The 12,632-nt window shown below is 64.1% G+C and carries 13 protein-coding genes; 6 read left to right on the top strand and 7 right to left on the bottom strand.

Translation table 11 applies throughout. The annotated features are described in order from the left end of the window. Positions 1 to 19: 19 nt before the first annotated feature. From PSH81_RS17265 to PSH81_RS17245, 5 genes are all read right to left on the bottom strand, one after another. Complete coding sequence (locus tag PSH81_RS17265) at positions 20 to 559, bottom strand: PQQ-dependent catabolism-associated CXXCW motif protein (RefSeq protein WP_226457747.1); 540 nt, start codon at positions 557 to 559, stop codon at positions 20 to 22. A 97-nt stretch (positions 560 to 656) separates the two neighbouring features. Beyond that, positions 657 to 1,448, bottom strand: coding sequence for an ABC transporter permease (locus PSH81_RS17260; RefSeq protein ID WP_192296693.1), 792 nt, complete (start codon positions 1,446 to 1,448; stop codon positions 657 to 659). Continuing rightward, on the bottom strand, positions 1,445 to 2,176 hold the full coding sequence (locus PSH81_RS17255) for an ABC transporter ATP-binding protein (protein ID WP_305391163.1): 732 nt from the start codon (positions 2,174 to 2,176) through the stop codon (positions 1,445 to 1,447). The genes PSH81_RS17260 and PSH81_RS17255 overlap by 4 nt, the downstream gene beginning before the upstream one ends. Then, positions 2,173 to 3,132 (bottom strand): YVTN family beta-propeller repeat protein, encoded by a 960-nt coding sequence (locus PSH81_RS17250; RefSeq protein WP_192296691.1) that lies wholly within the window; start codon positions 3,130 to 3,132, stop codon positions 2,173 to 2,175. Before PSH81_RS17250 ends, PSH81_RS17255 begins: the two co-directional genes overlap by 4 nt. Positions 3,133 to 3,162: 30 nt before the next feature. Next, a complete protein-coding gene (locus PSH81_RS17245) occupies positions 3,163 to 4,335 on the bottom strand; it encodes an ABC transporter substrate-binding protein (RefSeq protein WP_305391162.1) in 1,173 nt (390 codons plus the stop codon). Positions 4,336 to 4,610: 275 nt separating this feature from the next. On the opposite strand from PSH81_RS17245, the gene PSH81_RS17240 reads away from it, so the two are divergent. Both PSH81_RS17240 and PSH81_RS17235 read left to right on the top strand, forming a co-directional pair. After that, complete coding sequence (locus PSH81_RS17240) at positions 4,611 to 5,873, top strand: HAMP domain-containing sensor histidine kinase (RefSeq protein ID WP_305391161.1); 1,263 nt, start codon at positions 4,611 to 4,613, stop codon at positions 5,871 to 5,873. Next, positions 5,870 to 6,496 carry a response regulator transcription factor gene (locus tag PSH81_RS17235; RefSeq protein ID WP_192296688.1) on the top strand — a complete coding sequence of 209 codons (627 nt, stop codon included), beginning with the start codon at positions 5,870 to 5,872 and terminating at the stop codon, positions 6,494 to 6,496. Before PSH81_RS17240 ends, PSH81_RS17235 begins: the two co-directional genes overlap by 4 nt. Positions 6,497 to 6,645: 149 nt before the next feature. Here PSH81_RS17235 and PSH81_RS17230 read toward each other — a convergent pair whose 3' ends face one another. Together PSH81_RS17230 and exaA are read right to left on the bottom strand one after the other, a co-directional pair. Further along, positions 6,646 to 7,287 carry a pentapeptide repeat-containing protein gene (locus PSH81_RS17230; RefSeq protein ID WP_305391160.1) on the bottom strand — a complete coding sequence of 214 codons (642 nt, stop codon included), beginning with the start codon at positions 7,285 to 7,287 and terminating at the stop codon, positions 6,646 to 6,648. Between the two features lie 160 nt (positions 7,288 to 7,447). Then, the gene (gene exaA, locus PSH81_RS17225; protein WP_305391159.1) at positions 7,448 to 9,343 is read right to left on the bottom strand and encodes a quinoprotein ethanol dehydrogenase; all 1,896 of its coding nucleotides are present in this window, start codon (positions 9,341 to 9,343) and stop codon (positions 7,448 to 7,450) included. A 255-nt stretch (positions 9,344 to 9,598) separates the two neighbouring features. On the opposite strand from exaA, the gene pedF reads away from it, so the two are divergent. The 4 genes from pedF to PSH81_RS17205 are packed head-to-tail and all read left to right on the top strand — an operon-like array spanning position 9,599 to position 12,631. Continuing rightward, the gene (gene pedF, locus PSH81_RS17220; RefSeq protein WP_226457752.1) at positions 9,599 to 10,060 is read left to right on the top strand and encodes a cytochrome c-550 PedF; all 462 of its coding nucleotides are present in this window, start codon (positions 9,599 to 9,601) and stop codon (positions 10,058 to 10,060) included. 3 nt (positions 10,061 to 10,063) lie between these two features. Further along, on the top strand, positions 10,064 to 10,939 hold the full coding sequence (locus tag PSH81_RS17215) for an ABC transporter substrate-binding protein (protein WP_305391158.1): 876 nt from the start codon (positions 10,064 to 10,066) through the stop codon (positions 10,937 to 10,939). Beyond that, on the top strand, positions 10,936 to 11,685 hold the full coding sequence (locus PSH81_RS17210; RefSeq protein ID WP_305391157.1) for a quinoprotein dehydrogenase-associated SoxYZ-like carrier: 750 nt from the start codon (positions 10,936 to 10,938) through the stop codon (positions 11,683 to 11,685). The genes PSH81_RS17215 and PSH81_RS17210 overlap by 4 nt, the downstream gene beginning before the upstream one ends. Positions 11,686 to 11,701: 16 nt before the next feature. After that, entirely contained in the window at positions 11,702 to 12,631 is a 930-nt protein-coding gene (locus tag PSH81_RS17205) for a quinoprotein relay system zinc metallohydrolase 1 (protein WP_305391156.1), read from the top strand. The last annotated feature ends 1 nt before the right edge of the window (position 12,632 follow it).

The following is a 12,632-nucleotide window of genomic DNA, read 5'->3' as shown; positions in this document are numbered from 1 at the left end:
ACCTTCTTGTTGTGGTTTTTTATTGAAAGGGCTCGGGTGTCGCAGCCATCACTGGCAGTTTTGCCGCTTCCCACGCATCCAGGCCATCGCGATACCAATACACCGAGGTATAGCCCAGATTGGCGGCTCGTTTTACCGCGTTCCAACTCAACCAGCAATCGGAGCGGCAGTAGAAGACCAACGGCCGGGTCAGCTGACCGCCGGTGAATGTGTACAGGTGGCGTGCGAAGTAGCTTTGCCACTCGGGCGTGAGGTCGCCGTCGCCGGTATTGGCCAGCCAGTGGCTGCCGGGCAGGTTGGCGTGGGGCTGGTCTTCGATGAAGCGGCCTTGCAGGTATTGGCGCCGGTACACATCGATCAACACCGGCGCCGGGTTCTGGGTGAGCAGGGCTTGCAGGGCAGGGGTGTCGACGATGGTCGCACCGGGCGCCTGTGCCGGCGTGGGGCTGCGGTACAGGCTGATGCGGTAGCCGTCGGTGGAAAACAACGGCGCCTCAGCCTGGGCGTTGGCGCAGAGCAGGCACAGCAAGACCAGCAGGGGCAGTCGGGCGGGCAGCATGGCAGGTCAATCCTTATCGTTATGCGGCCATTACACGTCAGTCCCGCTGCCTTGGGAATGCGACGATAGACACGAAAACCAGTACTAAAGGAGTAGATCAGCCGTTTTTGCGCAGGGCGGCATGCTGCGGATTGAAGGTCAGCACCGCCAACACCGTGAACACCACGGTCAGCCCCAGGCACACCAGCAGGGCCAGGCCGGCGAAGCGTTGGTAGAGGGCAAAGCGCACCAGTTCCACCGCGTGGGTGAACGGGTTGACCGCGCACAGCCAGTACAGCCACTCGCTGGAATCGCGCATCTTCCACAGTGGGTAGAGCGCCGACGACAGGAAGAACAGCGGGAAGATCACGAAATTCATCACCCCGGCAAAGTTCTCCAATTGGCGGATCCCATTGGACAGCAGCAAGCCCAGCGCGCTGAGCATCAACGCCACCAGCAACAGCGCCGGCAAGGCGATCAGCAAGCCCAGGGCCGGCGGTTGCACGCCATACACCCAGGCAATCGCCAGGAACCCGTAGACCTGCAACAGCGAAATCAACGAGGTCGCCAGCAGCTTGCTGCACAGCAAAAACGTGCGTGGCAGCGGACTGGTCAGCAGTACGCGCATGCTGCCCATCTCACGGTCGTAGACCATCGACAGCGAGCCCTGCATGCCGTTGAACAGCAGGATCATGCAGGCCAGCCCCGGGATGATGTACACCTCGTAGGGGATGTAGGTGTCGTAGGGTTCGATCACCGAGATGCCCAACGCTGCCCGAAAGCCTGCGGCGAATACCAGCAGCCACAGCAATGGCCGCACCAGGGCGCTGAGGAACCGTGTGCGCTGCAAGACAAAACGCAGCCATTCGCGCAGGACGATGCCGCTGAAACACTGCCAGTAGGCGTTCATGCCGCCACCTCTGCGCGGGTCAGGCGTGCGAACAAACCGCTCAGGTCGTCGCCTTGCTCCAGCAGCAGGCGGTCAAGTTGCCCGCTGGCTACCAGGCGACCCCGATGCAAAATCATCAAGGCGTCGTCAGCCTGCACTTCATCGAGCAAATGGGTGGTCCACAGCACGCTGATGCCTTGTTCCAGGCACAGCGTGCGCACATGTTGGTTCAGCGCCAGGCGGCTGGCCGGGTCGAGGCCGACGCTGGCTTCGTCGAGCAACAGCAGGCGCGGCTCGTGCAGCAGGGCGCGGGCGATTTCCACGCGGCGGCGGTGGCCGCCATTGAGTTCGCGGACCTTTTCCCGGCGCCGCTCGCCGAGGGCCTGGCGCGCCAGTTCGGCCTCCACCCGCAACTCGGTCTGACGCCGCGACAGGCCGTGCAGCGCGGCGTGGTAGCGCAGGTTCTGTTCGACGCTCAAATCCAGGTCCAGGGTGCTTTGCTGGAATACCACGCCGAGTTGGCGCAATGCCTCACGCGGCGCCTCGCGCAATGAATGCCCGCCCACGCGGATGTCGCCGCTCTGCAAGTCATATAAACGCGTGAGCAGCGCAATCAAGGTCGATTTGCCCGCGCCATTGGGCCCTAGCAACGCCGCAAAACGCCCGGGCGCCAGGCTGAAACTCACCTCGCGCAACGCCTGGCGCGCGCCGTAGGAGAAGCTGATGGCGCTGGCGTCCAGCGCGTTCATGGCGTGACCACCACGCCCCACGGATAACGCCCGACCTTGACCGACTTGAGCACCTTGAGGCTGTCCACGTCGATCACCGACACGTCGCCGCTCACGCCGTTGGTGGCCAGCAACTGTTTCTCATCCGGGGTGAATGCCAGCTGCCACACACGACGGCCCACCAGCAGGTAGTCGAGGATCTCGTAGGTCTTGGCGTCGATCACCGCCACATGGTTGGCCGGGCCGAGGGCGACAAAGGCGTATTTGCCGTCGGCACTCAGCTTGATGCCCACCGGCTGCACCTTGTCCGGGTGCACGCCTTTGATCTTGAAGGTCAGGGTCTTGAGGATTGCGCGGCTGGCCACATCCAGGATGGTCACGGTGCCGCCGATTTCCGCCGAGGCCCACAGTTGCGTGCCGTCATGGTTGAATTCGACGAAGCGCGGGCGTTGGTCCACCAGGGTGCTGTCGGCCAGGGTCTGGGTGCTGGTGTCGATCCAGTGCAGCATGTTCGTGGTTTCGCTGGTGTTCACCGCCCACTTGCCGTCGGGGCTCACTGCCATGCCTTCGGGCTCGACGCCGACGTTGATCTGGCCGAGCACCTTGGCGGTCTCGGTGTCGATCACGGTGACCAGCGCGTCGTCTTCGTTGGAGACGTACAGCCAGCGGTTGTTGGGGTGCAACGCGAATTGCTCGGGGTCTTTGCCGGAGGGCAGCTCCTTGACGATCTTGCGCGTGGCCACATCCATCACCTGCACGCGGTCCGAGTCGCTGGCGCAGATGTACAGCAGCTTGTTGTCATGGGACAGCAGCAGGCCGCGTGGGCGCTGGCCGACCTTGAGGGTGTCGGTGACTTGCAGGGTCTGCATGTCGATCAGGCTCAGGCTGTTGTCTTTCTCGTTGGAGACCCAGGCCGTGGCGGCCACGGCGTGTCCGGCGGCAAGCAGCAGGGCGCAGGAGAGCAGGGTGCGGCGCATGGCGTATTCCTTATTGTTGTTGTTGTGTGTTCAGGGAAAGCGGCAGGTCACCTCGGGTTTGTCGTAGCCCAGGCTGTCCATTTCGTTGAAAGGGTGCAGGAAACCGTCCTGGGGCGAGGTGCTCACCAGTGCACGGGGTTGCACGATGGGGATCGGCTGGCGCAGTTGGCCATTCCACGGGCGATAGCTGAGCTTGCGGCCCTTGAAACCGTCCAGCGGCAACTGCTCGCTGATCTCCAGCTGGCGGATGTTCATCGGGTCGACCTCGCGCAGCTTGCTCACCGCACTGGCGACGCTGCGCACGGCCATCCAGGCGGCGAAGTCGCGGTCGTTCATCCAGCGTCCGGCGAGGGCTTCGAAGCGTTTTTGCAGTTGGGCGGCGCCGTAGGTTTCCACGCTCTTGTGCCAGCCGGTGGGCGTCAGACCCTGGGTGCCGGCGACCGGGCGCGGGTACCAGGTCTGGTAGGGCACGTATTCGCCGAAGTCGCCGCGCTCGTCGGCGACCAGCACCACGTCGTATTCGGCGGTCTGGGTGAACAACGGCATGTCGGCCTGGGCGCTGCGGCGCTGGTCGTTGTCGAAACGCCAGGCTTTCTCGGCCACCAGTTGCAGGCCAAAACGCTTGGCTGCGCGGCGCAGGGCGGCGGCGTAGGCTTGATCGTCCGGAGTGGGGCCGACAATCAGCAGCGCCTTCTGCCATTTGCGCGTCACCAGAAATTGCGCCAGCGCATCGGCGAGCATGGCCCGGCTGGGCAGGCTGTGCAGCACGTTGCCCAGGCAGTCGGTGCTGCGCAGGCTGTCATCGGGGCTGCCGGCGTTGAACAGCAGGCTGTCGGGCAGTGCGGCGCTGAGTTGGCGCAGGCTGGCGGCGGGGGCGTTGACGACAAACAGGCGCAGGCCTTGGTCGTGTTGCTTCTGCGCGGCGGCAAGCAGGTCTTCGGGGTTATCGACTGTCGCGTCGATCAGGCTGTAGCGCTGGTTGAGAAAGGCGCCGGTGCTGTTGCTGTCGATGATCGCCAATTCGGCGCCCCGCAACCCGGCATCGGTGGGTTCGGCAATCACGTTGGACAGCAACGGCCCCGGGTCCGGGCGATAGCCGAGGTAGCCGATCTGCACTTGCAGCGGTGCCTCGGCGGCCTGGCCGGCGGTGGCCCAGGTGAGTGCCAGCAGGCAGGTCACGGCGAAAGGGGCGAGCTGGCGCATAAGGCACTCCAAGACAGTTGGCGCCAGCATATAAAGCCCGGTTACCCCTGCAAATATGCAGAAAGTAGCGCTGGGGCAGTACCAAGGTAGTAGCCCGCCGCACGCGGTGCGGTTTTAGCATGGGGCTCCAGTATCCGCTGCGGGGGTTGCACGATCATGCGAATTATCAAGGCGTTGCTCTTGCCGTTCCTGCTGATCGTCAGCCTGATCGGCATCGACCGACCCCACGCACCGCGCTCGGCGGCGCTCGTGCCGACTGTGCTGGCGCGCTAGGCATGTCAGCGCTGTGGCGGATCAACCTGTGGGTGTGCGGTTTCTTCGCGCTGGTCACCTGCGCCTGCACGGCGTTGCTGATGCATCAGGCCCTGGCGGATGTGGAGCGCGAGTTGCAGTCGGCCGAAGCGGTGGTGCATTACCTGAGTGAAACTGCCGTGCGCGATCCGGCCAGCCTGCAACCACGCCTCACCGCCAGCCTGCGCCATGTGCGCGTGCACTGGTTGGGCGCCGATGAAACCCCGCCCGCGCCGGAGCAAGAGGGGCTGGATGCGTGGCTCGGGCGCCTGCTGTTTGCCCAGGCGCGCCACAGTGCCGAGGTGCTCGACCTGGCCGATGGCCGGCGCGTGTCCATCGGCGTCGACCCGCGTGACGAGATCGATGAGGTCTGGGATTCCTTGCAGCAATTGCTGGGCCTGTGTGCGCTGGCATTGGCCCTGAGCCTGTTGACCATTCGCTGGGCGGTGCGCCGTGGCATGGGTGTGCTGGACGAATTGCTGTTGGCCCTGCAGCACGTGTGCAGCGGCCGTCTCAATGTGCGCCTGCGCAGCGCCGGGGTGCCGGAGGCACAGCAACTGGCGCGGCATTTCAACCGCATGACCGATGCCCTCGAACAGGCGCGCACCGACAACACCCGGCTGACCCAAACCCTGCTGGCGGTGCAGGAACAAGAGCGCACCCGCCTGGCCCAGACCCTGCACGATGACCTCGGCCAGTACCTGGCGGGGATTCGCGCCCAGGTGTGCCTGTTGCCGCTGATCGCCCATCAACCCGCCACGCTGACGCGTACCGTGCATCTGCTGGAAGAACACTGCGACCACTTGCAGCAGGGCTTTCGCGAACTGGTCCACGACCTTTACCCGGTGGCCCTGCAACACCTGCCGATGGCCGAGGCGTTCGGCATGTTGGTGACGCAATGGCGTGCCAGCCATGGCATCGACTGCCAGTTGCAGGTCAGCGAGGCGCTGCCGCCGCTGTCCCCGGCCGACAAGACCCACCTGTATCGCTTGCTCCAGGAAGCCTTGACCAACATCGTGCGCCACGCCGGCGCCAGCCAGGTGCGCGTGCGTTTGCAGCATCGCGGGACGCGCCTGCGCCTGTGGGTGCGCGACAACGGCCACGGCGCGCAGCAGCCTCAGCGGCGCGGTGTGGGCCTGCATTCGATGTATGAACGTGCGCGCTGTTTGGGCGGCGAATTGAAGATCATCAGTCATCCCGGCGCCGGTTGGGCGCTGGCGTTGGACATGCCTGTGGAGGCGTCATGAATATTCTGTTGGTGGATGACCACGCCGTGGTTCGCCAGGGTTATGCCAGTTTGTTGCGCGCATTGTTGCCGGCCATTGAAGTGCGTGAGGCGGCCAGCGGCGAAGAAGCCTTGGCGCGGGTACACGAGGCGGTGCCGAATCTGGTGATCATGGACTTCGGTTTGCCCGGCATCAGCGGCCTGGAAACCACCCGGCGCCTGCGCCAGCGCTTGCCGCAACTGCGTGTGCTGTTTTTCAGCATGCACGATGAACTGCCCTTGGTGCGCCAGGCGCTCGACGCCGGCGCGGCGGGCTACCTGACCAAAAGCTCGGCGCCCCAGGTGTTGATCGAAGCGGTGCGGCGCATCCTCGATGGCCACGCCTACATTGAACAACCCCTGGCCACCCAACTCGCCTGCCAGCCCACCGACCCGCGTTTGCACAGCATGACGCCACGGGAGTTGGAGATTTTCCTGATGCTCGCCAAAGGCACCCCGGCGCGGCAGATTGCCGAACAGCTGAGTATCAGCAGCAAGACGGTGTCCAACCACCTGACTTTGCTCAAGAGCAAGTTGCAGGTGAGTTCCCATGCGGAGTTGGTGCATGTGGGGATTGATATGGGGGTGGTGCGGGTGGCGGGGTGACGAGTTCTCTCTGATGCACACCGGCCTCATGTGGGAGTGGGCTTGCTCGCGAATGCGGTGGGTCAGCTAGCCTATCTGATACTGACACACCGCATTCGCGAGCAAGCCCGCTCCCACACAAGCTCACACACCTATAGGTCTGCGGTGCGCTAACGATCCCAGGTGGTGGGGCAATCCTTGCAGCCCTCCATATTCGCATCCTGGAAGTTCGCATAGTGCTGGCGGCTACCCGTAAGGGTGGCCTTCTCCAGATTGCTTTCCCCGAATTTGGCCTCCTGCAAATTGGCATCGCTCAAATCCGCCCCTTGCAGATCTGCCTTGCTCAGCCAGGTCATTTCCAGGTCTGCCGCACGCAGGTTGGCCTTGTGCATCTTCGCCCCCGACAGACGTGCGAATTGCAGATAGGCCGCGCTGAGGTTGGCGTTTTCAAATTGCGCGCCCTGGGCAAACAGGCCCCAGCCTTGTACGGCCATCAAGGTGGCGCCGCTGAAGTCGGCGAGGCGCAGGTTGGCCTGTTGCAGGCTGGCACGGGTGAGGTTGGCGCCTTGCAGTTGGGCTTTTTCCAGGTTGGCCAGGTCGAGGTTGACGTGGCGCAGGTCGGCATCGCGCAGGTCGGCGCCGGTCAGGTTCATGCCGCTGAGGTTCTGGTTGCGCAGGTTAGCGCCCTTGAGGTTGGCGCCGGGGCATTGGCTGTGTTCGGCAAGGGTGCAGCCGTTGATGATCAGCGGGGTGTCGTCATCGGCGTGGGCCACGCAGACAGCGATCAGGAGCAATACGGGCAAATAGTTCATCACGATACCTTTGTAGTGAGCGGGCTTGCCCCGCGCTGGGCGGCGAAGCCGCCCCAAACGGTCCGCCGCGGTGTTTCAGAGGGACCGAGGTGTCTGGTCTTAGGGCGGCTTCGCCGCCCAGCGCGGGGCAAGCCCGCTCACTACAGCCACCTTGTAAGGGTTATTGTTGAGCGGTTTTCAGATCCCAACTCGGAATCTTGAATACCCAGAACGACCCGCCCTGTGCCACCGGCTTGGTCAGCTCGGCCATGTCGCCGCCCCACAACGGCACCGCGCCGCCGTAGCCAACGGTCACGCCGATGTACTGCTCGCCATCCTGTTCCCAGGTGATCGGCGGGGAGACGATGCCGCTGCCGGTCTGGAACTTCCACAGCTCCTTGCCGGTTTTCGCGTCGAAGGCTTTGAAGAATCCGTCGCCGGTGCCGGTGAACACCAGGTTGCCCTTGGTCGCCAGCACGCCGGCCCACAGCGGCAGGTGTTCCTTGTGCTCCCACACCACCTTGCCGGTGGTGGGGTTCATCGCCCGCAGGGTGCCGACGTGGTCGTCATACATGCGCTTGATGCGGAAACCCATGCCCAGGTACGCCGAGCCCTTCTTGTAGTTGACCTCTTCGGTCCAATATTCCTCTTTCCACTGGTTGCCCGGGATGTAGAACAGGCCGGTGTCCTGGCTGTAGGCCATGGGGTTCCAGTTCTTGCCGCCGAGGAACGGCGGCGAGACTTCCACCGGCTTGCCCTTGGTTTCACCCGGCAACGGTTTGGCTGGGCGTTGGCCTTCGTTCTCGACGGGGCGGCCAGTCTTGAGGTCGATGTGGCTGGCCCAGGTGATGTTGTCCACGAACGGGAAGGCGTTTTGCAGCTTGCCGTTGTTGCGGTCCACCACATAGAAGAAACCATTGCGGTCGGCGTGGCCGGTGGCCTTGACCACTTTGCCGTCTTTGCCCTTGTAGTCGAACAACACCAGTTCGTTGTTGCCGGAGAAGTCCCAGGCATCGTTTGGTGTGTGCTGGTAGAACCACTTCACTTCCCCGGTGCTTGGGTCGACGCCGACCTGGCCGGAGGTGTAGAGGCTGTCGAAGTCGTGGGGGCTGCCGTCCTTGGACGTGCGCGCCCAGGTGTTCCACGGGCCGGGGTTGCCGGCGCCGACGATGATGGTGTTGGTCTCGGCATCGAAGCTCGCGCTCTGCCAAGGTGCACCGCCGCCGTGGCTCCAGGCCTCGACCTTGCCGGTTTCGGTGGTCGGGTCATCCGGCCACGAAGGCGCCTTGACGTCGCCGGTCGGGGTGCTGTCCTTGCCGTTGAGGCGGCCCATGTGGCCTTCCACGAACGGGCGCATCCACACCTCTTCGCCGGTGTCCGGGTCGCGCGCATACAGCTGGCCGACCACGCCGAATTCATCGCCGGAGCTGCCGTGGATCAGCAGCACCTTGCCGCTGACCTTGTCCTTGATCAGCACGGGTGCGCCGGTCATGGTGTAGCCGGCGGCGTGGTCGCCGAACTTCTTGTTCCACACCACTTTGCCGGTGTTTTTGTCGAGGGCGATCAGGCGCGCATCAAGGGTGCCGAAGTAGATTTTGTCGCCGAAAATCGCTGCGCCGCGGTTGACCACGTCACAGCACGGGCGAATGTTGTCTGGCAGGCGGTGGTTGTAGGTCCACAGGCGTTTGCCGGTCTTCGCGTCGAGGGCGAATACGCGGGAGTACGAGCCGGTGACGTAGACCACGCCGTCGCTGACGATGGCCTGGGATTCCTGGCCGCGTTGTTTTTCATCGCCGAACGAGTAAGACCAGGCCGGCGTGAGCTTGAATACGTTCTTGTCGTTGACCTGGGCCAGCGGGCTCCAGCGCTGGGCGTTGGTGCCCATGCCGTACTGCAGCACGTCCTTGGTGGTCAGGTGGTCGTTGGCGATGTCTTCCCAGGTGACGTTGCGCGTTTGCTTGGCGGCAGGTTCGGCGGCGGCAAAACCTGCCGCACTGAAGGACAGGCTGCCCACCAGCAAAAAGGCTTGCACGGCAAGGCTTACGGGGGAGCGGGAGGGGAGCGATCTTATTGTCATGGTTTGCAGTTCCCAGTTGAGGTTTTGGCCTGCACAGGGTGGTGCGCCGAGGCGCTGGCTGGATACGGAAAATTTCCCGCTGTTGCCGGGAAGACTTCCCGAACCGCCGCTGATTTGGACGTGCCCCACAAGCCCTACTACCAAGGGAGTAGGACGCGACCACCAAAGCAGCATACGGTGCTGGACGGCGGGTTCCTAAGATGGTTGCCATAGCCTCTGCAATGAGGTTTGCGTGCAATCCTGAGGACAAAAATAATGACAACAAAACGCAATGCCTTGCTCGTGGCCGGCCTGTTGGTGGGTGTGATCGGTGTGGGTAACGTCTGGGCCCATGGCAACGTGGTGCCCCAGGCTGTGGAGACCAAAGGACTGACGCCGATCAAGGATGCGGGCGTACCGCTCGACGCCGATGGCTGGGCCGCCAACAACCCGTATCGCAAGTCCCCTGAGCACGACAGGGCCGTCGAAATCGGCTCCTCCGCCTACAACCAGAACTGCGCCGCGTGCCACGGTCTGGAAGCCAAGTCCGGCGGCATCGCCCCCGACCTGCGCATGCTAGACGAAGGCGATGCCGGGGATGAGTGGTTTGTCGAGCGCGTGCGCCACGGTGCGGTGCGGGATGGCCGTGTATACATGCCGAAAATGGCCGACTACCTGAGCCAGGAAGCCCTGTGGGCGGTGCGTACGTACCTGGATTCCGTGCGCGTCGAGGAGTAAGCCATGCGCCTGCTCAGCGCCGTGTTCGGCCTGGCCTTGCTGTGCTGCCAGGCGGCACAGGCCCAGGTGCGCAGCTATGACCAGATGATCGCCGCCGGCGAGTTGAAGGTGGCGGTGTACAAGGATTTTGCCCCCTACAGTTTCGACGACGGCGGCACCCCGCGCGGGGTGGACGTGGAGTTGGCCCAGGCGCTGGCCAAGGCCCTGGGCGTGCAACTGAAGCTGATCTGGGCGCCGGCCGGCGAGAAGCTCGACGACGACCTGCGCGACTACATCTGGCGCGGCAGCCCGTTGCACAACCAGCAACTGGCCGACCTGATGCTGCGCGCGCCTTACGACCACGAATACGCGCAGCGGCGCAACGACCAGGGTGAATTGGAAAACGGCCATGTGGTGATGTTCGGGCCGTACCAGAACGAACAATGGCAGGTGGCGTACGACCGCCGCCGCCTGGACAAGGTCGCCAGCGTGGCGGTGTTCGAGGAACACCCCATTGGTGTCGAAGTCGACAGCGTGCCGTCGTTTTACCTGACCTCGGTGTTCAACGGCATGCTGGCGCGCAAGACCCGTCACTATCCCAACGTGCCCCAGGCTTTTGCGGCGATGAAGGCCGGGGAGGTCGACGCGGTGATGGCGATGCGTGGCGAGATTGACTGGCAGGTGCATCAGGCCAACGACCCGCAACTGGCCCTGGCGCAAAACGCTTACCCGAACATGGGGCGGCAACGTTGGGAGATCGGCATGGCGGTGCATGAAAGCAATCGGCAACTGGCCTATGCCGTGGAGGAAGCGCTGGAAGGCCTGATCCGCGATGGCAGCCTGCAAGCGATCTACAGCCGATACGGCCTGCGTTACGAAGTGCCCGAGATGTACCAATGAACTGGCGCCTGACGGTGTTACTGGCCTGCCTGTTGCCGTTGGCCGCGCCCGCCAGTGAGGTCGATCCGGTGCCGTCGGTGATGTGGGCGTTCTATCACAAGCAGTTCCTGAACGACGCGCCGTTCGTGTTCGACGAGCGGGTCAAGCTGTTGGCACCGCCGTTCGCCGAAGACGCGCGGCAGGTACCGTTGGAAATCGATGCGCGGGCCTTCAAGGGCCGGGTGGTGCGCATCTTCGCCTGGGCCGAGCTGAACCCGCTGCCAAAAATCGTCGACTTCCAACCCAAGGCCGGGGTGTTGCCCTGGCTGTCGCTGCGCATCCGCATCGAACAGGCCACGCCGCTGCGCGCCGCGGTGCTGACCGATGACGGCGTGTGGCACGTCGGCTCGACCCTGATCGACGCGGCAGGCGGCGGCTGCACCGCGCCGAGCGTGGTGCGCACCCAGCCGGGGTGGGAAGAGCATATCGGCGAGGTACTCGGCGGGCGTTATCCCCGTGGCGAGTACAGCCGCGTGCGCGTGCAGGTTGCGCATCCGATGGACAACGGCATGGTCAGCGGCATCCCCGAGTTTTACCTCAACCACGCCCAACTGCTTGGGGACAACGGCCAGGTCATGGCCGAGCTGGAGCTGTTCCCGGCGGTCAGCGAGAACCCTAACCTGGCGTTCGACATCGAGGGCGCCGGGCAGACGCGCCTGGTGCTGCGCGACAACAGTGGCAACCAGTTCGACGCGGCCATCCCCTGACCAGAAGGAGCGCGGCATGCGCTGGATACTGTTGTTATGCCTGGCCCTAAGTCTGCCCGCCGTGGCCGACATGGACTATGCCCTCAAACCCCGGCAGATCGCCGAAGGCACCTGGCTGCTGGAAGGCAGCACCGAGAATTTCGCCAAGGCCAATGGCGGCAATATCGTCAATGTGGCGTTTATCGTCACCGAGGCGGGCGTGGTGGTGATCGATACCGGGCCGTCCAGACGCTACGGCGAAGCCTTGCGCCAGGCCATCGCCAGTGTCACGTCCAAACCGGTGATCCAGGTGTTGCTGACCCATCATCACCCCGACCACGCCTTGGGCAATCAGGCATTCAAGGACGTGCCCATTGGCGCCCTGGCCGACACCACAAAGCTGTTGCACGAGCAAGGCGACAGCATGGCGGAAAACCTCTATCGCATGGTCGGCGACTGGATGCGCGGCACTGAAGTGGTGTTGCCGGGCCAAGTGCTGGAGCCCGGTGTGCGCAGCTTCGGTAATCATGATCTGCGCCTGCTGGCGCTGACCGGGCATACCGGCGCCGACCTGGCGATTCTGGACCAGAGCACCGGCGTATTGTTTACCGGCGACCTGGTCTTCTACCAACGCGCCCTGACCACCCCCAACAGCCCCGGACTCTCCGCCTGGCTGGCCGACATCACCACCCTGCAAGGTTTGCCCTGGACCCTGGTGGTGCCCGGTCACGGCCCGATCGCCACGGATGCGCAGCCCTTCGAACAGATGCGCGACTACCTGAGCTGGCTCGATCAACTGCTGCGCGACGGCGCCGCCAACGGCAATGACATGAGCGAGATGATCCGCAGCCCGATCCCCGAGCGCTTCGCCGCGATCAGCCTTGCCCGCTACGAATTGATCCGCAGCGTCAGCCACCTGTACCCGCGCTACGAGCGCGAGCAGATGCACCCGCTACTAAGGAACTAGC

Source organism: Pseudomonas sp. FP2335, from assembly GCF_030687535.1.
GTDB lineage: Bacteria > Pseudomonadota > Gammaproteobacteria > Pseudomonadales > Pseudomonadaceae > Aquipseudomonas.
Note: the sequence above shows the minus strand (reverse complement) of the source record. Positions and strands in the feature narration are given on the sequence as shown.